The following is a 25276-nucleotide window of genomic DNA, read 5'->3' as shown; positions in this document are numbered from 1 at the left end:
CATGAACGCGCCACGTACCCCCCGCGCCCCCTCGAACGAGGGTGGCACCTCCCCGCTCGGTTCCCGCAGCGGTATTTTTCGGCACTTCGCCGCACGCTCACTCAAGCTCAACCGCACACGCTCCATCGTCTCCATCATCGGCATCGCCCTCTCGTGCGCCCTCATCACGGCCATCTTCACGAGCGTCGTCACCCTGTACGGGGGATTGCTCAAAGCGGAGATCGTCACTGACGGCACTTGGCAGGTCGAACTGGTGAACGTGCCCGAAGACGAGCTCGACACCGTGCATGCCGACACGCGCGTGGAGGAAAGCTATGATCGCATCTCATACGGCGATGCCCTCATGCCCAAGAGCTTTGAGGGGTACTGGGGCCGCTACCTGAGCGTACAGGAATGGCCCACGGCGGACGCCGTGGGAGATCTCAAGCCGCTCCCCACCATCCCCGAGGGCCGCGCGCCCGAGGCCGCCGACGAGATCGTCCTCGACCTCGACCTCAAGGGCATGACCGTCGAGAACGGCAGACAACTCTACGACGCCCTGCCCTCGACCGTTAAGGACGCTGACGCCCCGCGTGCCAGCTGGGACGGTGCCCTCGAGATCGGTAGCACCATTGAGCTTGCACTCGGCCAGCGTATGTTCGTGGACGCCGAGAGCGGCACGGAGATTCCCTGCCTCTACGACGAGTCGCTCTATACCACCACGACCGATAAGGGCGATGTGATCAGTGAGTACCTGGCCGACATCGAACCCGCTCGGACGTACAAGGTCGTGGGCTTCTATGCACCCAAGAACGCGCAAGCCATGGACGTGTGGGGCTACTCCCTGCCTGGATATTTGGGCTTCGTCTCCTCGTCAGACCTCCCGGTGCGTCAGACGAGCGTGTACCTCACCACCAACCTTACCAGTCGCGCCGCGATCGACAAGTTCATCGTGGATTACACCGGCCTCGACCACGCCCTCTTCAACGGCGGCAATCGGGGCGACCTCGAGAACATGACCGTAACTGGCCAGACCGTCGCGTATTCGCATGACTCCCTCCTGCGCTACCAGGGTATGACGGACGACCGCTCCATCTGGGGAACCCTCTACACGCTTGCCGCGATCCTCTCAACCGTGGTGATCGTCGCCTCCATATCGCTCATCTACAGCTCCTTCGCCATCGCGGTGTCCGAGCGCACCCGCCAGTTCGGGCTGCTGTCCTCGCTCGGAGCCAGTAAGCGCCAGTTGCGCCGCACGGTCTACGCCGAGGCACTCATGCTCGCCGGCATTGGCATCCCCATAGGCCTGGCCGTCGGGCTCGCAGGCACCTTCGTGGTGTTCAACGTCGCGGGCGAGGGCATAGGCATGCTCATCGACCAGGAGGCTTTCGCCGACACGGGTCTCACCTCCATCACCGTGAACCCCATCGTGCTGGCCGTCTGCGCCCTGCTGGCACTCGTGACGGTGCTCGTCAGTGCCGCCATTCCGGCGTGGCGCGCGAGCCGCGTGTCCGCCGTGGACGCCATCCGCGCGAGCCGCGATGTGCGCCTCACCCGCCGTGAACGCCGCGGCATACGCGGCATGGGACGAGCCGCACGCACCGGAGCTCACGCACACCCCATCGCGCGCACCCTCGACGGCCTGCGCCTTCGCATGGGCGGCGTGCCGGCGCTGCTCTCCCATCGCAACCTCACGCGTGCCAGCTCCAAGGCACGCGTCGCCGTCGCCTCGCTCGCAGTCTCCGTCGCGCTCATCATCATTTCCGGTGGCATCTCGCACTACCTCGGCTTTCTCACCCAAGTGGTCGACAGCGGCGGTGGCGATATCGAGGTGAACCTCAGCCGCATGCTGACGGACGAAGAGACCACCGCTGACGGCGTCGCCGCGATAGACCAGGCGTATCGAGAGCTCGGCGGCGCGAAGACCGCTACCGGCAACGGCTACATGATCATGAGTTCGCTCTTCGCCAGCTTCGACGCCGGCATGATCGACTACGACGAGCTGTCCAGCCAAAGCGACCAGTACGATATGCCCGACCGTGGGCAGACGGCGGACGGCACCGTGTACGCGCCCACCTCGGCCCTGTTCGTCGACGAGGACTCCTGGCGCGAGATCCTCGAGGCCAACGGGCTCGACGAGGCACGCTACGACGACCCCGACAGCCCCGTGGCCGTAGCGCTCAACGGTACGCAATCCAACGACGGCAGGCGCTATTCGGTGCGTGACCTGTTCGAGGGCACGGGCTCAGCGCGTATCTTCACGAACATCTCGACCGTGGAGGACACCTCGCTCGTCGAGGTTGGAGTCGAAGATGGTGCCCCCATCGTGCGCTACGAGGGCTACGGCAGCGGCGACGAGGCGCGCTACGACGAAGACGGCAACCCGATCTTCCGCAACGTGACCCGCCCGCTCGAAGAGGTTCTGCTCGATTCGTACGACCTGCCCGTAGGCGCGATCGTCAAGACCTTCCCCGACTCCATCAAGTCCTACGCGTCCATCTGGCCCACCCTCGTGCTGCCCGTGAGCGCCCTGCCCGCGCTGGCAGCCGACACGGAGGACGTGAAGACCGACGTCGACACCGGCAGCCTCGCCGCGCCCTTCGCGTTCCACTCGGCGCAAGGGTCGTACGGCAATGCGATGTACGCCTACCTCTCCTACGACGCGGAGGACTCGCGCGCCGCCGAGACCGAGATGAACACGATGGTCGCCAGCGACTTAAGCGGATCCGAGTGGTACACCACGCACCTCACCAACAATGCCGAGAACGTGCGAACCTCCCGTCTCATGGCCGAGACCGTGCAGCTGTTCATCACCTGTTTCATCCTCATCACCAGCGCCATCGCCGTGGCCAACGTATTCAACACGCTCACGAACTCGATCATCCTGCGCCGACGCGAGTTCGCCATGCTCAAGAGCATCGGCATGGGCAACCGCGCATTCTGGCGCATGATCGCACTCGAGTGCCTGTCCTACGCATGGCGCGGGCTTGCCCTCGGGCTCGCACTCGGCGGCATCGTGACGTTCTTCATCTACCAGGCCATGATGATGAGCTTTGCGGGGCTTGACTTCGTGGTGCCCGCTGGCTGGGTATTCGCCGCCGTTGGCGTGGTCGTGCTCGTGCTCGCGGTCTCGACCATTTACGCTTTACGGAAGTCAAGTGTCAGGTCCATCGTGCAGACCCTGCGCGAGGACGCCATCTAATGAGCGAGGGATGCGCCGGGGGTGGGCGCGCCGAGCATTCCACGCGCATCCTCAAATGTGAGTGATGCGCAGGCTGCACCCGCCTCCTTCGCCCCACGACCGTATCAACACGACGAAAGGATCGACCGTGTCCGATTCCACGCCCGAGAACACCAACCCCACCGACGAGTTCCTGAGCACGCTCGAAGACGCTCCGCAGCCCACGCGGAAACTCAAGCTCCCCGAGGTCATACCGGTGATTCACCGCGGACCGAGCAGTGACGGCGGTACAACCGGTGCGCCGACGGGCGACGGTTCGCCCTACGCTGAGGACGCCGACGCGACGCCGCTTGAGGGCTCCGATGCAGAGGCATACGCGGCCCTCAAGGCCAAGCGCGCAGAGCGCCGCAAGAAGAAGCTCATCCACCGCGCCATCATCGCCGGCATAGCGGGTGCCCTCGTCATCGGCGGCGTCGTTGCCGTGAACGTGCTCAACCAACAGCCCGAGCAGGTCATGGAAGCCGTGACCGACATCGCGACGCAGGGCACGTTCTCCACGGTCATCGATTCAAAGGGCACTCTGCAGCCCATGTCCTCGACGGTCATCACGCCCGAGGTGACCGGACAGATCGAGTCCATCAACGTCGTCGCCGGGCAGCACGTGAACGAGGGCGACGTCCTCATGACCATCAAGAACCCGGACCTCGACCGCGCCGTCGCCGAGGCGGAGCGAAACCTCAAACAGGCGAAGTCCGACTTAAACCTTGCCCAACAGACGCTCAACCAGGCCAGCCAGATCGCCGCGGCACCCACAAATGATCCGAATGCGGCCTCCGTCGATGACACCTCGAGCACGCAGTCGGCCGTCAACAGCGCACGATCTGCCGTAGAGGCTGCGCAGGCAGCGTACGACGACGCGGTCTCCAAAGCCGCGCTGCGCACGGTGAAGGCACCCGCAGGCGGCTCCATCGTCGCGCTCAACGCACAGGTGGGAGCCGACGTCGCCGAGAGCCTGGGCGGGACGAACGGGACGAGCGGACCCCTCATGCAGCTCGCCGACCTCTCCAAGATGAAGGTCACTATCCAGGTTGATGAGCAGGATATCGCGAGCGTCGCCGTGGACCAGACCGCGACCATCACCTGTCCCGCCTTCACCGACCTCACGCTCACCGGGCGCGTCACGGCAATCGCCTCCATCGCCTCGGGCGACACATCGACGATGTCCTATGACATGGGCGGCTCCCCCACCTTCGCCGTCGATATCCTCATAGATGCTCCCGACGCGCGCCTCAAGCCGGGAATGACCGCCGAGGTCTCACTCACCACGCAGCAACTCGACAACGTCGTGATGGTACCCGTGACGGCCCTTCTCACCGATGACGGGCAGAGCTACTACGTCAACGTCGAGACCGACCCCGAGACACACGCCATGGAGCGTCTCGACGTCGAAGTCATCGCCAAGAACGACGACTTCGCCGTGATCGGCAAACCCGCCGACGCGCCTGCAGACCAGAACCCCGACATGCCCGAATCTCCCCTTTCGGACAGTGATGTCCTCGTAATAGCAGGCGGGAGCATGCCCGAGGTCATGGCTGACGGGGTAGAGTCCGGCGGCGGAATGGCGGTGCTCTAATGGCCGTCCGCCCCGTCATTGATATACGCCATATCCACCGCATCTTCGAAAGCGACGCAGGGCTGGCGCACATCTTGCACGACATCTCGCTCTCCGTGATGCCCGGCGAGTTCGTGGCGATCACCGGCCCCTCGGGCTCCGGCAAGTCGACCCTCATGAACATCCTGGGCTGCCTTGATACACCCACCTCTGGACGCTATCTGCTCGAGGGCCTCAACGTGGCGGAGCTCACCGACGATGAGCTTGCTGAGGTCCGCGCACTGCGCATCGGGTTCGTGTTCCAGAGCTTCAACCTGCTGCCGCGCATGACCGTGCTCGACAACGTGATGCTACCGCTCTCCTATACCGATGTGCCGCGCCGCGAGCGTGAAATGCGCGCCGTGCATGCACTGCGCGCCGTGGGGCTGCCGGTGGACCATTACGACCATCGCACGAACGAGCTCTCAGGCGGCCAGATGCAACGCGTCGCCATTGCCCGCGCGCTCGTAAACGACCCGGCGATCATCCTAGCGGACGAGCCGACGGGAAACCTAGACTCCACCACCGGGCGGCAGGTCATGAACACCTTCCATGCGCTCAAACGAGTCGGCAAAACCATCGTGCTCATCACGCACGACGCCGGCATCGCGGCCGAGGCGGACCGCGCCGTGCAAATCCGCGATGGGCGCATCTTCAAGGGTGCCTATATCCCCTCGCCCAGCCCTTCCTCCCCCTCACTTCAGATCGGAGGTGCACGATGAGTTTCACCGACCTTGCGCGCGAGGCGTTACGCTCACTCGAAGCCAACCGCGGCCGCAGCCTGCTCACCATCCTCGGCATCGTCATCGGCATCGCCGCCGTCATCGCCATGACATCGCTCATCGGAGGCGTGCGCAACAGCCTCATAAGCGGCATGGGCCTCAATGCGGCTCGCATCGTCTACATCAATTGCGGCCATCCGCTCACCGACGACGACCTAGAGGACCTCAAGCGCCTTATGCCCGACTACGAGGCCATTGAGGGGACGTGCGACAGTTATACGCAGGTGCAGGTGGGCGATAAAACCGTGAGCGCGGGCATCACGGGTGCCAGCCCAACATTCCTCGAGATGACCGGTGCTTCCTCCAAGCTCGCCGAGGGACGCATCTACACGTCCGCAGAGGCAGACGCGAGCAGCCGCGTGGCCCTCATTGGGCGCAACGGCGTCGAGGCGTTCTTCGGCAGCCCGGGTGCCGAAGCGGTTGGCAAGACCATCCAGCTCAACAACAAGAGCTACACGGTGCTCGGCATCCTCGACGACGGCATGACGGGCACGGACTACTGCAACATTTACATGCCCAAGGCCACCGTCTTACAGGATTTTTCCCAAGACTGGGAATATCTTTCGAGCGTCGTGGGCCTAGCGCGCGAAGGTGTTGACATCGAGACCATCCAAGCCCAGACGGGCGAGCAGATCGCTACGCTCAAGAACATCCCCGAGGAGGACCGCGAATCGATGGTCTCCGTATGGTCCATGAAATCATCGATCGACCAGCTTGATACGTTCATGATGTCCTTCCAACTCATGATGGGATCTGTAGCGGGGATCTCCCTGCTTGTGGGTGGCATCGGCATCATGAACATGATGCTCACCAACGTGACCGAGAGGATTCGCGAAATCGGCGTCCGCCGTGCACTCGGCGCCCGCGGACGCGATATCACGCTGCAATTCTTGGCAGAGAGCGCGACGCTATGCGTTGCCGGCGGCATCTTGGGCACACTCGCCGGATACGGAATCGCCTGGGGACTTGCGATCGGTGCCGGCGCCCTTGGCTTCGACCTGGGAAGCATGACGGGGATGGGTTCGACCGGAGCGGCGCTAACCCCCGCAGTGGAACCCGGTGCCATCGCACTTGCCGTCGGCATATCTATACTTATTGGCCTGGTATTCGGCTACTACCCAGCGCGGCGCGCGGCCAAACTCGATCCCGTCGAGTGCCTGCGATATCAGTGACATCGCCCGGGAGTGTAGAACCCGCGGCAACTGAACCTTGATCAGCCCCTGTGTGGCCCAGAATGTGAGACATTCTGGGCCACACATACAAATATCGACTATGTGTACCGTCTTCGTTTGATCCATGCGCGCCGGCGAACCTGTTCAAGGACATTTGTTCATTATTTTTCGATAATCAGCGTTGACATAGCCCGTCGGAGCAGAAGAATCGTGCTCCGAGCTGCAAGTTGACGGCGATTTTGGTACACATTGTCGTTTTTTGTAATCTGAGTTGGCGGGCAGCATCCCTGCACCGAAAAAGCGAACGATCTCATCGATAGCGGTCGTGATGAACGCTTGGACACGAGTTGTTGGAATAAAAATTTGGCGAACCAAAAGAATGGTTCGCCAAAAGAAAAGTTTGGTAGCCCGTACCGGATTCGAACCGGTGATCTCCGCCTTGAGAGGGCGGCGTCCTGAACCGCTAGACGAACGGGCCGTTATGTAGAGGGGCTTACGAGTGCCCCGAGAACTCATGGTAGCCCGTACCGGATTCGAACCGGTGATCTCCGCCTTGAGAGGGCGGCGTCCTGAACCGCTAGACGAACGGGCCAAAAGCGAGAAGCAAGCAGCGCATATGGCTGGGATGGAGGGAGTCGAACCCCCATTGACGGAACCAGAATCCGCTGTCCTGCCATTAGACGACATCCCAAGGTGATGCGCGTCACGCCTCAGCGCGAGGAAATACTATACGGAATCGTCTCTCTTCGCGCAAGCCCCAAACGCAAAGTTTTTTGAGTTTGTGGACGTATTACGAACGCAGCAGCTCAGAATACGACCTTGTGGCTATCCGGCGAACGAGCGCGGGGTGATGCGAGACGAAAATCAAGCCGAACCTCATCTGAACTTGCAGATGCAGGATCTGACGCCACAGCTCCGCCTGCGTCACCAGATCGAGCATCGCCGTCGATTCGTCGCATATCAAAATCGCCGGGCGCGTCATGAAAGCGCGCACAAGGCAGAACCTCATGAGTTCCCCACCAGAGAGCTCATGAGGCAGACGGTCGAGCCAGCCCCTGTGAATTCCAAAGCGCTCAAGAAGCTCTTGCGTCCACGGAGCATCGAAATCACCCGCCTCGGCAAGTGATGCCTCCATGCGCATACGGGGATCGAAGGCCTTCTCGGGATGCTGGGAGATGAGCTGCACGCGCCGCGGCGAACGCCCCCTCTCCCCTGCAGATGCCCCCTCGACACGCACCGATCCAGCTGAGGGCTCCATATACCCCGCAAGCACGCGGCAGAGGGTCGTTTTCCCTGCACCAGATGCCCCCAGAAGCGCCACGCGCTCGTTGGCGCGAACCGTAAGCTCAACGTCGGCAAAGAGCGGCTCCTTCGCAGCGTATGCGAAGGAGAGACCGTGAGCCTCCAGAAGCACCGGCTCTGCCGCATCGGGGCTCCCAGGTGGCAACGAAGCCCCCACGGCGTCATCCGGGTCACCAACTCCCCCACCTACCCCATGGAGGGCAATGAGCTCGCGACACAAGGCCTGCGAAAACGGATCCTCGAGCAAATGCGGGTTGGCGAAGCAGCGGGCCGCAGTCTCCTCAACCACGCGCCCATCCTTGAACACCGCAATGCGGTCCGCAACACGCACCGCCAGCTCAAGATCGTGCGTGATGAGGATGACGCCCGCACCGGTATCGGCAAATGCCCGAAGATCATCGACAGCCCGTACGGAAAGTTCGACGTCAAGTCCAGGCGTGGGTTCATCGGCAATCAAAAGGCGCGGCTCCTCCATAAGGGCGCACATGAGCAGTACGCGACGCGCCATGCCGCCCGAGAGCTCATGGGGATACATTTGCTCGACCTCGGGTGCCAGGCCATACAGCTCGAACAGTTCCCGCTGACGAACCTCGCGGCGGCAACGGTCGCGCAGCCGCTCCGCACGCGTAACGCCTCGCGGAGCGCCCTGAACCTGCCTGCCCACCCGCATGAGCGGGTCGAGATGCGACACACTCTGAGGAACGAGGCTTACACCGCTGCCCCTCAAACGTGCAAGCGAGCGGGCATTCATTTGCTCGCCATCGAACCAGATGTCACCCGAGACCGTGGAATTTGGCTCATAGAGCCCCAGTAGCGCATCGGCGAGCACGGTTTTTCCCGAACCGCTTGCGCCCACGACCGCCACCATCTCCCCCTCGTGAACGGAAAGCGTGAGACCATGAAGGACTTCGCCCCTCGAACGCTGAGAAAAGATACGGCTCAGGCGGGACGAGGGCCCCGAGTTGCCCGCGCGAGCCTCACCGCGTGAATCGCGCGTCTCAACGCAAGCGGCGGCGTACCGGTCAAATGAAACCGTTAGCCCCTCGACCGTGAGAAGATGGTGGCTGCCCGGATGATGAGATGACGGTGCGTGCGTATGGTTGTGGTGCCGCTCAGTGTCGGCATGGCGCTCCCCATGCTCTCCTGTGCCACACGGCGAATTCCCGCCCTCCCGACAAGCGGAGCGACGCAAGCACGGAGCGGCAGATTGGTCGGTCATCTCTCCCCCTTACTCCTGCGACGTGCGTGCGTCGATGAGACGCCTCAAGCTTGAGCCGAGCATATCGAACAAGGCGACGCAGGCAACCAGCGCCGCACCCGGCAAGACCGCAAGCCACCAAGCGCCAGCCGTGAGATATCCCATCGACTCGGACAAGATCACGCCAATGGCGGGCTGGTCGGGCGAGAGGCCAAATCCCAAAAACGTGATAGATGCCTCATGCAAGATCGCATGAGGAAACGCCAAAACCGCCCCAACAATGAGCTGCGGGGCAATCGCCGGAATGAGGTGACGCACGACCACGCGCGACCAAGAGACGCCCAGGGCAGCACTCGCCTCAAGATACGGTTCACGCTTTGCCTGCAGCAACTCCGCCCGCAGCAATCGGGTCAAACTCGGCCAATGCGTGAGCGCGACGCCAATCGTCACGCCCCAAAACCCACGTCCGAGCGCATAACTTATGAGCAACAGCAGCACGATATGCGGAACGCCCATTACGAGGTCCGTGAGCCATGAGACGGCCGCATCGGCCGCTCGCCCCCCAAAGGCGGCGAGTACGGCCAGGACAAGCGAGATGCAGGTCGTGACAGCCGATGCCAGCAGCCCGACGAACAGGGACGTTGACAAGCCTGCGAGGGTACGCAGCAGCATATCCCTGCCCATCTGATCCGTCCCAAAGGGATGTGCGCATGACGGAGGCAGCATCTTAGACGCGAAATCGGTGACGGAGGCTCGGGCGGCCACCACTCCCCCCGCAATGGCGACGACGAGCAGTACGGAGATACACAGCGTGCACGCTGCCACAAGACGCACGCGATTGTCCATTACGCGCGCAGCGGGACGATGGAACACGGTCGGACCGTCGCGATGGGAGCTCCCCGAGCCCTCCGTGCGCAAGGTATCAGTGGGCGGCATGGGGCTTCCCCTCTCGCATGCGCGGATCGACAACGGCATACAGCACGTTCGCAATCGCATTGCCCGCGAATACGAATGCGGCGCTACCAAGCGCGATGCCCACGAGCAAGGGCGCGTCACCGCCCAAACCCGCCGTCACCGCCGCCTGACCCAACCCAGGATAGGAAAACACCTGTTCGACCAATACCGAGCCTCCAAAAATCTCCCCAACAGAGGCGAACTGAAGCGTGAGGGCGGGGAGGATCAAATTACGAAAACCATGACGTAGCAGAATATCGCGACTCGATTCACCGCGAGCGCGCGCAAAGCGAACGTAATCGCTCTCCAGCACGTCAACGACCTTTTCACGCGTATGGAGGGCGATGGTGGGAAGTCCGGTGACCGAGAGGGTGAGCGCCGGCAGGGCCACATGACGCACGCGCTCGAACAGGGAGATGTCCGAAACGCTTGCGCCGATGGGCGCCGAGAAACCAATGGGAAACCATCCGAGGGCGACGGAAAAGACCATAAGCGCGACGATTCCCACCCAAAAAGCGGGCGTGGACGAGAGCGCGATGCACGCTCCGCGGACCACTCGATCAACCGGGCCGTCACGATGCGCGCCCGCCGCAATGCCGAGGGTCACGCCAAGGACACCCGACAGCAACCATGCGCTCACCATGAGCACGAACGAACTTGCGAAACGCTCCCCTACCACGTGGATGACCGGCGCGTTATACCGAAGACTCGTGCCCCAATCACCCACGACCACGCCTTGAGCCCACAGGACATACCGCTCCCAGAACGGCGCGCCCGACCCCCAGTGCGCGGCGAGCTGGGCCCGCTTGGCGGCACTCATGCCCAAGAGCGCCTGCTGTCCCACGTTCGCCTGAACCGGATCGATGGGAGACGCCGCCACGAGCGCGAACGTGACGAGGCTGACGGCAATCATCAGCGCGCAGAACCTCAGCACCTCGCGCAAAGCGAACCGCCCCGCAAGGCTCACATCCAGATGCCTCACGTTATGCCCAACTCCACGTGTCCACGTTGTTCACCAGCGACCAGCCGTGCCCATGGGGGTGCGGCTTTTGATGGGCGACATCCAGCCCCTCGCGCTTGAAATACAGATGGTCGACGTTGGCGATCCATGCCCACGTCGCGGCGCCCTTGGGTGCCACGCCCTCAGTTCCGTCCCACATCGCCTTTTTCCAGAACTCATACGACGCCTCGACATCCGTCTGCGCGAGCGCTTGGTCGAGGTACGCATCGACAGTCTCGTTCTCATAGCAGCTGTAATTGCCCCAGCCCGTGGAATAATGCAGTTCATAGACCTCAACCGGCGAGTTCGAGCCCCAGCCCCACAGGATGGGTTGGCTAAATTGCCGAGGATAGATCTCGTCCCAGCTCCCGCCTCGAGGCGTCACCTCAAGGCCGAGTTCGCTCATCTGATTGGCGAATTCATTCGCCAGCGCCTGGCGCACGGAGTCGTCGGACGAATACCATATGTCGAAGGCGGCGCGCACGCCATCACGGCTCCGAACACCATCCTCGCCGCGGAGCCAACCCGCCTCCTCGAGCAGACGGTTGGCCTGCTCGCGATCGAAATCGACCTGCATGTCGTCGCTCGACCACGGCATGCCGTCGCCGACCGAATACGCAACCTTGCCGTACCCGTCTAGCACCTGCTCGATCATGGACTCACGGTCTATACCGCAGTTGATGGCACGACGGATCGCAAGGTCGCAGGTCACGTCATTGCCCATCTCATACGCAATGTCGCCCTCGAGCACCTTGGTCTGGCCGGAAGGCACCGTCGGAAGCGAGACACCACGCGAGTCGACCGTCTCGTACGCCACAAGCTCATATCCATCAAAGGACTGATGGGCATGCGTGGCGTACGTATAGGCGATGTCGACCTCGCCCTTCTGCACCGCGGCGAGCGCGGCATCCTCATCCATGAACACCACGACCACGCGCTCCATAGTCGGCGTCGTACCGTAGTAATCGGGATTGGAGGCGAACACGACCTGCTGCCCCTTGTCCCAACGCTCCAAGACATACCGGCCCGATCCAATGGGCTGCGCACCGTACCCCTCGCCATATGCGTGCTCCGGCACGATACCGAGAACGGCAAGCGTGTACAGCAGGGCATTATACGGTTTGTTGAGGTGAAGCTCGACAACCGTATCGCTCACGGCGACGGCGGTGTCGACCATGGAAAGATCTGCCTCCGAGGCCGAGCTTTGGATAACGCCGTTGACCGTAAAGGCGACGTCGCGAGCGGTAAGAGGCTCGCCGTCCGTAAACAAGACATCGTCGCGAATGGTGAACGTCCAAACAAGGCCATCGTCCGAGCACAGGTACTCGGTAGCCAAATCGCTCACGATGTTGAGCTGTTCATCGGTTGTCACGAGCGTCGACTGAATAAGCGGCTCATGCACGTGCTCGCCGCAGCCCCACGAGACGAGCGGATCGAATCCCGCGGCAGGCTCGCTCGTCGCGTTCATGGCGACGACGACCTGCGAGTGCCCACTGGAATCGGTGGACGGGCCGCTCCCCGTAGTCTCATCGGACGATGAGCACCCCGCGAGCACGCACGCCACGGCAAAGGCCGTTCCAGCGGCGGAACCGGCGAGAAGCCCCCTACGGCTGCATACCGGACATCGTCCATCAGCAAACTCGGGACGGGCAGGGGGCGTAATCAAAGCGCGGTGGGTCACGATAGCTCCTCAATAGTGTTACGCATATGTATATTCGTAATACTGGCAAGTGCCATGATACCACTGATGGATTGTCCTCGAGAGAAAAGATGGAGAGGCGCCTCGCCGCCTCGCAGACCCGAGGTGCCACCTCAACCCGCCGCCCGATCGACTCGACCGCCACGACCCGGCCCAGCAAATCCCGCTACAGACCGAGAAATTCGAGGAGCGCGGCCTTGTCGTTGGCAACGGTCCCGACGATCGTTGCCTCCAAGGCGCGCTTGAGCGCCGCCCCGACGTGCGGCCCAGGCGTCATGCCGCGCGCGATGAGGTCCCCGCCCGTCAAAGCGAGCGTCTTGATGCTAAATGCCTCGTGATTCGCCATGAGCTCGCGGCACATCTCGCGCATGCGCTCAATCTCGTCCACGTAGTAAAAGCAACTCGGGGCCTTGCCGAGGGTGTCGGCGCGCTTGAGGTCGAACAGCTCGCCCATAAGACGAGCGGTGTCGACCCCCGGTGCCGAGAAGCGTTGCATCATGCGCAACAAGTCAACGCGTTGCGGCCTGAGCGGCTGATCATGATACCGGATGAGAAGGGTCGCGTCGCGAATCAAATCGTTGCCGCATGAGAGGCGCCGCATAATCGTCTTTGCCATGACCTCGCCACGCTCCGGGTGGCCGTAAAAATGTCCACGCCCCCGGTCGTCAAGGGTAAACGTCTGGGGTTTGGCGATGTCGTGCAGCAGAGCCGCCCACATGAGCGACGCTGAGACGGGGGTATTGGGGTCCCCGCCGTCAATGCGAAAACTCGACAACTCCCCTGCAACCGTGAGAACGCGCGCAACGTGCTCGTACACGTCGAAGGCATGATATTTGGTGTGCTGGTCAAATCCGCGCGCGGCAGCGAGCTCAGGGATCGCCGCACACATGACCTCGGGATACCGCACGAGGGCGTCACCCCCGCGGCGAGTAACGAGAATCCCCTCGAGCTCAATACCCACACGTTCACGTGCCACCTGGTCGAGCAACGGAGCACAAGACGCCAGTGCCATCGCCGTGGCAGCATCCATGGAGAAGTCAAGGCGGCAGGCAAAGCGCACGGCACGCAGCATACGCAACGCATCTTCCTCGAAACGACGACGGGGCTCCCCCACCGCGCGAATCTGCCTACGCTCTAAATCACCACGACCGTCATAGCGGTCGAGCAGCCCTCGCTCGGGATGCCATGCCATCGCATTGACGGTAAAGTCCCTGCGCGCCAGGTCGTCTTCAACGCAGGAGACTCGTTGCACATCCTCGGGGTGACGGCCATCCGTATAGAATCCGTCCAAACGGTATGCCGTGACCTCAATGCGCTCTCCGCCGACGACGGCAGTGATGCCCCCGAATTTGATGCCCGACTCGATTACTGAGATCCCCGCGCCTCGCAGAGCCGCCGCGCTCTCCCCCCACGAACCGCTGCAACAGATGTCGATATCGTGACCGGACGTGCCCATAAGCGCGTCGCGAACCCAACCTCCAACAATCCACGCCTCGAGACCGGAAGCCTCGAGCGTGCGCAAGACCATGACCGCGGCATCGCTCGGCACCGCGCTGTTAAGGGCGCTCCCCGCAAAAGACATGTCCGTGGAATGCTGCATGGTCCTCCTTGCTCCTGCGCCCCAGTATACCAAGCATAAGACCCCATTATCCTCAATCTAATGGTGCAATTGGGGGCGTACCCCAATTGCACCAGTTGAACCAAAAGGGCGCCACCGGCGAGAGGCCGACGGCGCCCAAAAGAGGCAAGATCAAGGTCGAGAATTACTTGCGCTCGAGCTTGCGAACAGTGACGCGCTTGGAGTACTCGTCAACGCGGCCGAAGTCACCCAGACCAACGCTCTCGGCGACGTTGGCGCCGGTGGCCATGGCGAGCTTCATGGCCTCCTCGACATTGTCGCGATCCTTGTACCACTTGAGCAGGAAGGCGGCGAGGGTGCAGTCGCCGGCGCAGACGGAGGACACGAGCTTGATGTTGAACTCGCGCTTGGCGTACCAGATGTCCTCGCCGTTGGAGAAGTAGGCGTCGCCGCGGCTACCGCGGGTGAGCAGCACGTTCTGGACGCCGGCCTCATGGGCGAGCTTCATGGCGACGCGGACCTCGTCGTCGGTGTTCACCGGAACGCCGAAGATCTCACGCATCTCGTGATGGTTCGGCTTGATGAGCAACGGCTTCTTGGAGGCAAGCGTCTTGAGCTTGTCGGAGGAGAGGTCGAGGACCACGTCGGCGCCGCGCTCCTGGGCATGCTCCATGACCTGATCGAGGAAGTCCTTGGAGGCGCGGGGCGGAACGGAACCGGAGACGATCAGGCAGTCCATGCCGGTACTGGTGTCGAGGATGTCGTAGAGCTCCTGCTCGTACTGAGGGGTAAGCGGGGCACCGGGGTTGAGGACGCCGTACTCGTGCTCGCCGTCGTTGATATAGGCGCAGATGCGCGTCACGCCGTCAATCCAGACCGGACGGCACAGGCAGCCGAGGTTCATGGTCTCCTCGACGATGAACTTGCCGGTGAAGCCGCCAAAGAAACCGAGGGCGACGGAGTCGACGCCGAACTTCTTGAGGGCGAACGACACGTCGAGACCCTTGCCGTTGGCGGTATAGCTGGCGGAGTTCGCACGAACGTTCTCATCGGGAACGAGCGCGGGGCCGGCGACCGTCATGTCAACGGCGGGATTGGCAGTCAGAGTGTAAAACATACAGCCTCCTAATCAGACGCACTGACCTCCATAGCGTAGCGCAAATGAAAGCAGAACATCGGCCACATAGGTGATAAATCGATTTATCGGCAAATATACGATGGCCGGCTGCAGCCCGTACCGCGGTGGTGGAGCGTGCAGCCGGCAAATTTGCTCGCGTTTAGCGAGCGGCGGCCTCGAGCAGCGCCTTGACTTCCTCAGCAGTTGAGCAGGCAAGCGCCTTCTCGGCAAGCTCATCGCACTCTGCCTTGGACCACTGGGAGATGGTCTTGCGGGCGCGAAGGATGGACGGCGCGGACATGGAGAACTCCTCCAGACCGAAGGAGATCAGCAGCGGCTCCAGCAGCGGATCGGCAGCGGCCTCGCCGCACATACCGACCATGATGCCGGCCTTGACGCCGCTCTCGATGATGTTCTTGATCGAGCGCAGGACGGCCGGGTAGTACACCTGGTACAGGTTGGAGATGTGGTCGTTGCCGCGGTCGGCGCACATGGTGTAGCCGATGAGGTCGTTCGTGCCAATGGAGAAGAAGTCGGCCTCCTCGGCGAGCTTGTCGGCGATGAGGGAGGCGGCGGGGGTCTCCATCATGACGCCGACCTCGATGTTCTCATCGTACTTCAGGCCCTCGGCCTCGAGTTCGGCCTTGCACTCCTCGACGAGCGCCTTGACGGCACGGACCTCCTCGACGCAGGTCACGAGCGGGATCATGATCTTGACGTCGCCGAAGGCGCCGGCGCGCAGCAGGGCGCGGAGCTGCACCTTGTACTGGTCGGCGTTCTCCAGGCAGTAGCGCACGGCGCGGAAGCCCATGAAGGGGTTCTCCTCCTTCTCCATATGGAGGTAGGGGATCTCCTTGTCGCCGCCCACATCGAGGGTGCGGATGATGACCGGCGCGCCCTTGAGGGCAGAGGCGACCTTGCGGTAAGCCTGGAACTGCTCCTCCTCGCTCGGGAGCTCGGCGGCATCCATGAACAGGAACTCGGAACGGAACAGGCCGATGGCCTCGGCGTCGTGCTCAAGGGCGTTGGCGACGTCGTTGGGGCTGCCGATGTTGCAGGCGAGGATCTTCTTGATGCCGTCGGCGGTGACGGTCTCCTGGCCGCGGAACGCCTCGAGGGCGGCCTTCTCCTCGGCGAAGGCCTTGGCCTTGGCCTGGTAGTCGGAAAGGACCTCGGCCTCGGGCTCAGCGATGACGACGCCCTTGGAGCCGTCCACGATGGCGGTCATGCCGTTGCGCAGGGCGGAGCAGCTGTTGGCGACGGAGAGAACAGCGGGGATCTCGAGGGCGCGGGCGATAATCGCGGAGTGGGAGGTGCGGCCGCCGGTCTCGGTGACGATGCCGGCGACGTGGTCCTTGTCGATGGTGGCCGTCATGGACGGAGTCAGGTCGTGCACGACCACGACGGTGTTCTCGGGGAGGACGGAGAGGTCGACGACCTCGACGCCCAGAAGCTCGGCGAGGATGCCGGTGCGAATGTCGGCGATGTCGGCGGCGCGCAGGCGGAACATCTCGTCGTCCATGGACAGGAACATGTTCTCGAACATGGTGCTGGCGTCGACGAGGGCCTGCTCGGCGCAAGCGCCGCCGTCGATGGCGCCGTTGATGGCATCCGTCATGCCCGGATCCTGGGCCAGGATGATGTGGCCGGCCATGATCTCGGCCTCGTTCTCGCCCACGGCGACCTTCATGTGGTCCGCCTGGGCCTGGGTCTTCTCGCAGAAGACGGCCAGCGCGGCCTGGTAGCGCTCCTTCTCGGCGGCGACGTCGGAGACCTCGTGGGGCTCAAACGTGAGGTCGGGATCGACGGCAACCATGACGCTGCCGATACCGATGCCCTCCGAAGCGTTAACTCCCTGATACATTACGTTTCCTCTCTCCCGTTTCCCTCCCGTGCGCGAGGGAAACAAAAAGCAGGCGCCCACGAGTTCGCGGACACCTGCAATTACACCTATATGATTAGATGTCTGTCATCAAAGACAATGCTCGCGGGCGCGAACTACTCGCCGAGACCGCTCTTGATGAGCTCGATGGCGGCAGCGAGGGCCTCCTTCTCGTCAGCACCGTCGCACTTGACCTCGACCTCGGTGCCACAAGGGATGCCGGCAGCCATGAGGGCCATCGGGGACTTACCGTTGACCTCCTTGTCGGGGGCGACAACGGTGACATCGGAGGCGAACTTGCCCATGGTGGAGGCGAAGAGGCCGGCAGGACGCATGTGGAGACCCTGGGGGTTGACGAGGGTAGCCTTCTCAGAAACCATAACCTGACTCCTTTGAGTGATGCTCGCGCGGCATGACTATCCACGCGGCACAAAAACACGACTCGCTCATTGTATACCCTTTACGGAAGTTTGGGGAGTAGGTTTGGAATGAAACGATTTATCGTGAGGCGGAATGGTCGGGGCTTGACCTCAGAGCGCAAAATGCCCGGATGCCGTGACGGCATCCGGGCATTGGATGTAAGGGTGCGCCATGGGGGATTCGCGTCCGCCTACGGCGTCCGCAGCTCCGGGCGCTACGCGCCCTCGCACGCTCGCTGGAAAACGCTCACGCGTTTTCTCAGTCTCGCGACCCTAATGGGTTCGAATCCCCCGCACATACCCGATAAAAGCCCGGATGCCGTGATGGCATCCGGGCATTGGATGTAAGGGTGCGCCATGGGGGATTCGAACCCTCGACCATCGGATTAGAAGTCCGGTGCTCTATCCAGCTGAGCTAATGGCGCGTCATATGAACCGCATCGCGGCAGGGATGATTATAAACGAATGAGGCCTACTCGCGATACTTCGTGAGTGTTGGGGTGCTCATGAAGGTGAGTTCAGCAGCTCCAGGCGCAGTTGTCACCTCATAGGTGCATACGATTGACTCGCCTGCGCGCAAGTTGGGTCGAGAGGCATGAAAAACCTGCAGACCCTCATGCTCAGCCTCTACAAACTCTGCTCCATTCGACGCCTCAAGAGTCGAGATGGAACCCCCAGAAGGAGCATAGATGTACAGTTCGGGGTAAAGATTGTCTCGATCGAAGCCGTCTAAATAGCCCGAAATATAGTCCCCTGCGGTCTCGATAATATCGGACGTAGCGGTATTCGCAAAGGTCGTTTGCACGTGATATGTACGTGATCCATCGGCATTATCGCTCGAGGAGAGCACCTGATTGTCGATATCGATGTACCAGCCCATCTTCGAGCCAATCCACAACGAGAAATACGTGCCCACTGCAGGCTCTGAAGCATCGGTCAGCACTGAGCCCGAGCAATCGAGAGCGCTCAGTGCATCCTGCTCGGTCTCATCGGAGAGCCAGAACATGACAGAGCGATTGTCGACGCCCTTGGCCATAAGCTCTGCAAACTGCATGAGGGTACCGGAGTTGAGGCCCGAGAAAAACTTCTCGAATGCAAGGTCGGCAGCCTGGGCAAACAGCGCATCCGTTAGGTCGCCATTACCAGATGCGGAGGTCTCCTTAGACAGATAATTCCAGTACAGGTCGTGCTGGAGAACCTTTGTGGCATTCGAACCGTCGACAACCGTTCCGTCTTCAAGGGTGATGGAGCCCGCAATGGCAAGCAAATCTTGAACTACGGCAGGAGTCACGGAGATAACACCATCTAGCTGAACGCCGGTCTTCTCTTCATATGCAGCAGCCCAAATCGCCGCAACGCGCGGAAAATCGGGATCCATACCCGCATCGCGCGCAACGTCCATAAAACCACCGAACAATGCACGCTCGGCATCGGTGATGCCCATGGAGGCGGGAGTGGCCTCCTCCATAACGTCATACACCTTGGAAAACTCGTCGAGCTCGATCTTGCCGTCCTGAATGCGCAGGGTTCCCATTGATCCGGGAAAACCGCCCGAAGCACGCATCTCGGCGGAATTTTGAGCAACAATTAAGTACGTTCGATTACCTTCGGCTCCCAGAACGGGCGCAGCAAGCGGGGAGAAATCCGCAGCCCCCTGAACAAGCGCGTTAACTTCAGAAAGCTTTTGGCGAGCCGGACCCATAATCTCCTCCAGCTGCGGCAACGCGAACTGCGGAAGAGACTCGACGGTCTCAGCGCATTCCGCGAGTGACGGAGCGGCGTCCCCCACCGCCTCGAACAGCTGGGTTGCTGCTGCCACGTTAATTGTCTTATCAGATGAAATGAGTTCCGCAGGAGGATTCGCCTCGAGAGCATCGAGCACGGGCACAAGAGCATCGGTGGCGACCTTGTCCAAGGAGCCGACGAGCGTGCGGGCAGATGTAATATCTTGGCCATAGACCGGCATGAGAGAGACCACCGTCCAAAGCGGAGAATCAAGGCCGTCAGTCATTTCTCTTGTAAGGTCGGCGAGGCTTTGAGCCGCTTGGGAGGCGGAAGAAAAATCTTGCGCCTTAACCGAATCGGTAATGGTAGAAATTGCGGACATCGCGCCCGAGGCCTTTGCTTTGAGATTCTTGGCAGAGAAAAACGCGGACACGCCCACACCGGATATTGCGACGATCAGAACAAGGATTGCACCCAACAGAACAAAAGGAGCCTTCTTGCGATCCTTGCGCCGAGGGCTCTGAGCATGAGAGGAAGAGGACAGACCATAGACCGGCTTATAAGAAGAATCATAAGCATCGTGGACGCTGCTGGGAACATAAGGATTCCGAGGCTGAAGTGGCTCCGGATGCCGCTCTTCTTCCGTCTTAAAATGACGGCCTCGTGATTGGTTATCCATATCAGACATGCTGGATTATCCTCCTCAATGTCAGTCGCATTCGACCCTGTATTTTAGCCGAAGCCTTAAGCTGCCATCCTGACCCCGCAAAACTCTACTAAACTAACCACAGTGAACCATCGCACTGCCAAGCACCGGAGTGACACATGCCAAATCAAACGCCCGACATTTCCATCGTGGTCCCTTGCTACAACGAAGAAGCCAGCCTCCCCTTGTTTTTAAACGAACTGGCCCAAGTTGTCCGTAGCATGAGAGCCGCCAAGCCACTGGAATTTGAAGTAGTGCTCGTGGACGATGGCTCGAGCGACAGTACTCTTGCCATCATGAAGGAGCAGACAAACGTCTGCTGCAATGATTATTGTATTAAATGGGTGTCATTTTCGCGTAACTTCGGTAAAGAGGCTGCACTCTACGCAGGACTGGAACACGCGACAGGAAATCTAGTAGCGACGATGGACGCCGACATGCAAGACCCCCCATCGCTGTTACCGGAAATGTATCGAATCTTGCAGGATGAGAATTGCGACAACGTCGCCACGCGCCGCACAACGCGCGAGGGCGAACCGCCGATTCGCTCCTGGTTCGCGCGTATGTTCTACCGCATCATCAACAAGATCTCCAAAGCCGACATCGTGGACGGAGCCCGTGATTTTCGCCTCATGAAGCGTCCGATGGTCGACGCCATCCTATCTATGCGCGAATACAACCGCTTTTCCAAGGGCATCTACGGATGGGTCGGCTTCAAGACCCGATGGCTGCCGTACGTCAACGTCAACCGCGTCGCCGGCGAGACCAAGTGGAGCTTCTTCTCACTTTTGCTGTACTCAATCGATGGGATCGTTGCATTCTCCACCGTGCCGCTATCCATCGCCTCGGTCATGGGCACGCTTTTTTGCATCGTGGCGTTCTTCGCCTTGATTTTCATTGTCGTTCGGGCCCTGCTCTTTGGTGACCCCGTCGATGGATGGCCGTCGCTTGCCTCAATCATCATCTTTATTGGAGGGGTGCAGCTGCTGTGCTTGGGAATTATGGGTCAGTACCTTGCTAAGACGTACCTTGAGACTAAGAACCGCCCGCTCTACATCGTGAGGGAGTCCAACCTCGATGAATAATGGTTTACATCGCCCAGCCTCCAGCAATCGGCTGAAAACGGCTCTCTTTTGGGCAGCCTGCCTTGCTTTACCCGTTATGATCCTGGTTGTCCTCTCCATATGGGGCGGAGTATATCCCTTTGGGCCGGAATCGTTCCTCACCGAGGACCTCAAATACCAGTACATCGACTTCTTCACCTGGTTTCGCCATGTGCTCACCGGCGAGGCGAATGTGTTCTACTCCTTCGCGCAGGGCATGGGATCCAACACCTGGGGACTGTACAGCTACTACCTTGCGAGCCCGTTCAACCTGATCATCCTGCTGTTCGACGAAGCCCACCTCACCTTGGCGATTTACGTCATCGTCGCCCTCAAGCTCGCGTGCATGAACACCGCGATGGCCTGGTATCTCCGTCGCCGCTTCACCCTGCAGCGCACCTGGGCGCTCGCGCTCGCCCTGTGCTACACCTGGTCCACCTGGACCGCGACCAACCTGCGCAATCCCCTGTGGCTCGACGCCCTCATCCTGCTGCCGCTCATGGCCTGGGGATGCCGTCAGCTGCTTCGCAAAGGGGCGATCGTCCCCCTAGCGCTCCTTGTTGCCGCCGACGTCATCACCTGCTGGTACATGGCCTACATCACGCTGCTCTTCTGCTGCCTGTTCGTCCTCTTCGAGCTCGCGGTGATGGTATTTGACGAGGGCGAGCGCCCCGGCGGGAAATGGATCGCGGGTAGGGCGGCAAGATTCACCGCCGCGATCTTGCTCGGAATCGGGCTTTCCGCCTGGACGTTCGTCCCGACGATCCTCGCCATGATGGGCGGCGAGGCGACGAAGGCCTTCAGCCATTTCCACACCTACCCCACGGCCCTGTTTCGAGGCTTCCTTCCAGGAGCTTGGAACCTCGACCACGTCCCCCAGTTTTACACGGGCCTGATCCCCCTTGTGTTGGCGATCTCCATGCTGTTTGAGAAGCGCATCGACAAGAGGCTTCGCGCGCTGACGCTCGTGTTCGCCGGGTTCCTCGTCGTGAGCTCGGTGCTAGGGCCGCTCATGTACGTCTGGTGCGGCTTCCGCCAGCCCAACGGGTTCTACTGCCGCATCGCTTTCCTGTTGAGCTTTTTGGAGATTTGGGCAGCGGCGTTCCTTCTCATGAGACGGGCCGCTTGCCGCGCCGAAGGTTCGAACACCCGCACCGTCTCGTGGACCGAGGCGGGCGGGCGGTCAGCATGCGCCGCCCCCATCGCGCGCAAGCTCGCACCGTTTGGTACGCTCGTGCTCGTCCTCGCGGACCTCGGCTTCAACGCCCACGTGTGCTGGAACCAGCTCTACATCAACTACCCGCAAGACACGCATGACACGTATGTCAACGATGCCGACACGCAGGTACGCGAGCTCAAGCAACTCGACGCGGACGCCTTCTACCGGGTCGATAAGACATACAACCGTGCCGGCGCCGCGTTCAACGAGGGCATATCGCACGGATTCAACCAGCTGTCGACGTACTCCTCGGCAAACAACCCCCAGGCCGTCGCGTTTCTCAACTCGCTGGGCTACAGCTCCGAAGGGGAGTTCTCGAGCGTCTACGCCGCCCCCAACCTCGTCATGGACAGCCTGCTGGGCGTGCGGTATATAGGAACGTGGAGCAAACCGGTCGCATCGACTGAGACGACGCTGCCCCATTCGAATGTCACCTCGCCCGTGTATTACAATCCCCACGCGCTCTCGCTGGGCTATCCGTGCGCGAATGGTACAAACAGCGAGTCGACGCTCCAGGGCGACGACCCCTTTGAGCGCCAAAACGCCCTGTTCGCGGAACTGACGGGAATCGACAGGCCGCTGTACACGCAGCTCCAGGGTGTCGAGCAGGCAAGATCGGATGCGAGCATCACCTGGGCCGTCAAGCTGCCCGCGCACACCATCGGTTACACCTACGCGCAAACCGGCGTTGAGTCCGACTGGTCCCAAAGCGTCGGCCTGATCGTTGGCGGCGAGATGATCAGCAGCGAGGCGACGCGCTTCTCGCACAACGTTCGCGCCTTTGGGGAGTCCGGCGACGAGAGCACCCAGCATGAAATCAGCATGGTGCAGGGCTCTCCTGAGACCCAGCTTCCCCCCAAGAGCCAATGCCTGCTCTATGCGCTGAACATCGACGTGTTTGAGGAGGGCATCGAGCGGCTGCAATCGCGACAGTTTACCCCTGACGTGTTTGAAGACGGGCATGTCGAGGGCGTATACAACGCGGAAAAGCAGACCGATCTTGTGCTGTCCATCCCGTATGACAAAGGCTGGAGCGCAATAATCGACGGCAAGGAGGTCGCGCTCTCCCCTGCCTTCGGCGGCGGAATGTCGCAAATCCAGGTTCCCGAGGGCTCTCACCGTATTGAGATGCGCTTTCAGTCGCCCGGCTTTACGGTCGGGTGCGCGGCGAGCATCGCCGCACTGGCGGCATGTCTTGTCGTGGCAAGGGTGCAGAAGCGAGGCGGGCAGACCCGTTAACGCCTGCCCGTCAGCTTAAACCGCGCGCGCTTGGCGACGCCACATGCGCCAAGCGTGCGCAGCGACAGCCAGAATTCACGGGCGGCGTATGCGGTGTGCGCCAATGACGACGTGACGCGAGCGTCAAGCCCAAGCGTCTCGCAGAACAAGCACTTGTGCTTTGGAGAGATCTTAACGCTCGATAGCACTATGTCTTTATCCATGGCGGAGAACATGGATCGCATGCCTTCCAGCACGACCGGGTTGTCAGCGCCGTCGTCGTACATAGCGCCGTCTAGATATCTGAATCCCCGGATATAGTGGGACTCGATAATCGCACTGTCGCGCACGCCGATTCGCTGCATGCAGCCGAGCATGTCGAGCCAACGATCAAACGGGAGGCGAATCGCCGCATTGGTTGCATGGTTGCGGGTTGAGCCGGGCAGGTCGGCTCGATAGCAGTAGTAGGCCTTATTTAAATAGACGATCGACTGGGCCTGACATAACGTGTCGATGAGAAACGGGTTGTCCGCCCAGCCAGCCCCGGGGTATTCAGGAAAGCGAATATGATGCTCGCGGAGGAAATCAATCCTATATATGGCTGACCATATCGCAGGATGATGTTCTATAAGCACTGTATGCTCCGACAAGGTGAAGGGACCAAAAGACGCCCCCATGCGCACCGTCAACGGACACCTTGTGCGCGTTTGCTCAGAGTCCGATCGATCCCAATCATTGATGTTCCACCAGGGGGTCTTAATGACATCGATCGCCTCGTCATATGTGCTGGCAAAAGAAAGCATGTCGGCATACATGCCCGGTTCAATCCAGTCGTCAGGCTCCACGATTGCGAGCCACTCCCCGTGAGCCTCGTCCATGCCACGGTTGCACCCGGCACCGTATCCAGCGTTTTCCTTGTCGATGATACGAATACGATCATCCAGGGCGGCGTGCTTTGCAACAATTGCAAGCGAGTCGTCGGCGCTTCCGTCATTGATGCAGATAATCTCAAGATTGCTATATGCCTGTTCCCTAATGCTGCTTAAGCACTGATCGAGATACTTCTCCGCGTTGTAAATCGGCACAATGACCGAGACGAGTTGATTGGCTTGAGTCGCTTGCATCTTTCCGCCTTCGCATCGAGCGAACATACTGTCCAATTGGTCTCATTATGATAAAACGAGCACCACCCAAATACTCGAACTATTTGAGAGTCTCGCACCCAACTGAATCAGGGATCTCCACATATTCTTTACTTCGCTGGCGCTTTTGGCGAAGACTGATTAGCGAGCTCCAGTCGACTCAATTCGTTCTTGATGTCCATGGACCAGCATCGATAAAGAGCGATTACCAACGCAGTTTGCATCACATCGAGAAGCCCGATGTTCAA

Annotated in this window: 16 protein-coding genes and 4 tRNA genes; 6 read left to right on the top strand and 14 right to left on the bottom strand. The window is 61.0% G+C overall.

From position 1 onward, the window contains the following. The first annotated feature begins 1 nt into the window (after position 1). The 4 genes from DWV48_RS05230 to DWV48_RS05215 all read left to right on the top strand — a co-directional run bounded on the left by DWV48_RS05230 (position 2) and on the right by DWV48_RS05215 (position 6765). Complete coding sequence (locus tag DWV48_RS05230) at positions 2–3181, top strand: ABC transporter permease (protein WP_158574832.1); 3180 nt, start codon at positions 2–4, stop codon at positions 3179–3181. 127 nt (positions 3182–3308) lie between these two features. Next, a complete protein-coding gene (locus DWV48_RS05225; RefSeq protein WP_158574831.1) occupies positions 3309–4793 on the top strand; it encodes an efflux RND transporter periplasmic adaptor subunit in 1485 nt (494 codons plus the stop codon). Next, positions 4793–5533: an ABC transporter ATP-binding protein gene (locus DWV48_RS05220; RefSeq protein WP_118653775.1), complete on the top strand. Its 741-nt coding sequence runs from the start codon at positions 4793–4795 to the stop codon at positions 5531–5533. Before DWV48_RS05225 ends, DWV48_RS05220 begins: the two co-directional genes overlap by 1 nt. After that, positions 5530–6765, top strand: coding sequence for an ABC transporter permease (locus tag DWV48_RS05215; protein ID WP_118653774.1), 1236 nt, complete (start codon positions 5530–5532; stop codon positions 6763–6765). The genes DWV48_RS05220 and DWV48_RS05215 overlap by 4 nt, the downstream gene beginning before the upstream one ends. A 401-nt stretch (positions 6766–7166) precedes the next feature. Here the strand turns inward: DWV48_RS05215 and DWV48_RS05210 are convergent. From DWV48_RS05210 to DWV48_RS05150, 13 genes are all read right to left on the bottom strand, one after another. Further along, positions 7167–7243 (bottom strand) — tRNA-Glu (locus tag DWV48_RS05210). Between the two features lie 37 nt (positions 7244–7280). After that, positions 7281–7357, bottom strand: a tRNA-Glu gene (locus DWV48_RS05205). Between the two features lie 25 nt (positions 7358–7382). Further along, positions 7383–7456 (bottom strand) — tRNA-Gln (locus DWV48_RS05200). Between the two features lie 99 nt (positions 7457–7555). Beyond that, complete coding sequence (locus DWV48_RS09395) at positions 7556–9286, bottom strand: ABC transporter ATP-binding protein (protein ID WP_158574830.1); 1731 nt, start codon at positions 9284–9286, stop codon at positions 7556–7558. Positions 9287–9295: 9 nt separating this feature from the next. Then, positions 9296–10201, bottom strand: coding sequence for an ABC transporter permease (locus tag DWV48_RS05190; protein ID WP_199588903.1), 906 nt, complete (start codon positions 10199–10201; stop codon positions 9296–9298). Beyond that, on the bottom strand, positions 10188–11201 hold the full coding sequence (locus DWV48_RS05185; protein ID WP_233546172.1) for an ABC transporter permease: 1014 nt from the start codon (positions 11199–11201) through the stop codon (positions 10188–10190). Before DWV48_RS05185 ends, DWV48_RS05190 begins: the two co-directional genes overlap by 14 nt. 1 nt (position 11202) lies before the next feature. Further along, positions 11203–12900 (bottom strand): ABC transporter substrate-binding protein, encoded by a 1698-nt coding sequence (locus DWV48_RS05180; RefSeq protein ID WP_233546171.1) that lies wholly within the window; start codon positions 12898–12900, stop codon positions 11203–11205. Between the two features lie 184 nt (positions 12901–13084). Further along, entirely contained in the window at positions 13085–14518 is a 1434-nt protein-coding gene (locus DWV48_RS05175) for a CCA tRNA nucleotidyltransferase (RefSeq protein WP_118653772.1), read from the bottom strand. A 163-nt stretch (positions 14519–14681) separates the two neighbouring features. Then, the gene (locus DWV48_RS05170) at positions 14682–15614 is read right to left on the bottom strand and encodes a 1-phosphofructokinase family hexose kinase (protein WP_118653771.1); all 933 of its coding nucleotides are present in this window, start codon (positions 15612–15614) and stop codon (positions 14682–14684) included. 160 nt (positions 15615–15774) lie between these two features. Then, positions 15775–17478 (bottom strand): phosphoenolpyruvate--protein phosphotransferase, encoded by a 1704-nt coding sequence (gene ptsP / locus DWV48_RS05165; RefSeq protein WP_118653770.1) that lies wholly within the window; start codon positions 17476–17478, stop codon positions 15775–15777. 134 nt (positions 17479–17612) lie between these two features. Continuing rightward, positions 17613–17876 carry an HPr family phosphocarrier protein gene (locus DWV48_RS05160; protein ID WP_118653769.1) on the bottom strand — a complete coding sequence of 88 codons (264 nt, stop codon included), beginning with the start codon at positions 17874–17876 and terminating at the stop codon, positions 17613–17615. 390 nt (positions 17877–18266) lie between these two features. Next, positions 18267–18340: transfer RNA gene (locus DWV48_RS05155), tRNA-Arg, on the bottom strand. A 47-nt stretch (positions 18341–18387) separates the two neighbouring features. Beyond that, positions 18388–20022 carry a DUF4012 domain-containing protein gene (locus tag DWV48_RS05150; protein ID WP_233546168.1) on the bottom strand — a complete coding sequence of 545 codons (1635 nt, stop codon included), beginning with the start codon at positions 20020–20022 and terminating at the stop codon, positions 18388–18390. A gap of 443 nt (positions 20023–20465) precedes the next feature. Here DWV48_RS05150 and DWV48_RS05145 point away from each other — a divergent pair, with 443 nt between their 5' ends. Both DWV48_RS05145 and DWV48_RS05140 read left to right on the top strand, forming a co-directional pair. Continuing rightward, complete coding sequence (locus tag DWV48_RS05145) at positions 20466–21431, top strand: glycosyltransferase family 2 protein (RefSeq protein ID WP_118653767.1); 966 nt, start codon at positions 20466–20468, stop codon at positions 21429–21431. A 76-nt stretch (positions 21432–21507) separates the two neighbouring features. Further along, the gene (locus DWV48_RS05140; RefSeq protein ID WP_118653766.1) at positions 21508–23907 is read left to right on the top strand and encodes a YfhO family protein; all 2400 of its coding nucleotides are present in this window, start codon (positions 21508–21510) and stop codon (positions 23905–23907) included. On the opposite strand, the gene DWV48_RS05135 is transcribed toward DWV48_RS05140, so the two are convergent. Continuing rightward, on the bottom strand, positions 23904–25037 hold the full coding sequence (locus tag DWV48_RS05135) for a glycosyltransferase (RefSeq protein WP_118653832.1): 1134 nt from the start codon (positions 25035–25037) through the stop codon (positions 23904–23906). The genes DWV48_RS05140 and DWV48_RS05135 overlap by 4 nt on opposite strands. Positions 25038–25276: the final 239 nt, after the last annotated feature.

Source organism: Collinsella sp. AF08-23 (assembly GCF_003479805.1).
Taxonomy (GTDB): Bacteria; Actinomycetota; Coriobacteriia; order Coriobacteriales; family Coriobacteriaceae; genus Collinsella.
The sequence above is the reverse complement of the archived record's forward strand: the minus strand, read 5'-3'. Positions and strand labels throughout refer to the sequence as shown.

What these genes read in the sequence shown, in the direction of transcription:
- DWV48_RS05230 (WP_158574832.1), top strand. Translation starts at nt 2, where the DNA reads ATGAACGCGCCACGTACCCCCCGCGCCCCCTCGAACGAGGGTGGCACC.
- DWV48_RS05220 (WP_118653775.1), top strand. Translation starts at nt 4,793, where the DNA reads ATGGCCGTCCGCCCCGTCATTGATATACGCCATATCCACCGCATCTTC.
- DWV48_RS05215 (WP_118653774.1), top strand. Translation starts at nt 5,530, where the DNA reads ATGAGTTTCACCGACCTTGCGCGCGAGGCGTTACGCTCACTCGAAGCC.
- DWV48_RS09395 (WP_158574830.1), bottom strand. Translation starts at nt 9,286, where the DNA reads ATGACCGACCAATCTGCCGCTCCGTGCTTGCGTCGCTCCGCTTGTCGG.
- DWV48_RS05190 (WP_199588903.1), bottom strand. Translation starts at nt 10,201, where the DNA reads ATGCCGCCCACTGATACCTTGCGCACGGAGGGCTCGGGGAGCTCCCAT.
- DWV48_RS05175 (WP_118653772.1), bottom strand. Translation starts at nt 14,518, where the DNA reads ATGCAGCATTCCACGGACATGTCTTTTGCGGGGAGCGCCCTTAACAGC.
- DWV48_RS05170 (WP_118653771.1), bottom strand. Translation starts at nt 15,614, where the DNA reads ATGTTTTACACTCTGACTGCCAATCCCGCCGTTGACATGACGGTCGCC.
- ptsP (WP_118653770.1), bottom strand. Translation starts at nt 17,478, where the DNA reads ATGTATCAGGGAGTTAACGCTTCGGAGGGCATCGGTATCGGCAGCGTC.
- DWV48_RS05160 (WP_118653769.1), bottom strand. Translation starts at nt 17,876, where the DNA reads ATGGTTTCTGAGAAGGCTACCCTCGTCAACCCCCAGGGTCTCCACATG.
- DWV48_RS05150 (WP_233546168.1), bottom strand. Translation starts at nt 20,022, where the DNA reads ATGTCCGCAATTTCTACCATTACCGATTCGGTTAAGGCGCAAGATTTT.
- DWV48_RS05145 (WP_118653767.1), top strand. Translation starts at nt 20,466, where the DNA reads ATGCCAAATCAAACGCCCGACATTTCCATCGTGGTCCCTTGCTACAAC.
- DWV48_RS05140 (WP_118653766.1), top strand. Translation starts at nt 21,508, where the DNA reads ATGATCCTGGTTGTCCTCTCCATATGGGGCGGAGTATATCCCTTTGGG.
- DWV48_RS05135 (WP_118653832.1), bottom strand. Translation starts at nt 25,037, where the DNA reads ATGTTCGCTCGATGCGAAGGCGGAAAGATGCAAGCGACTCAAGCCAAT.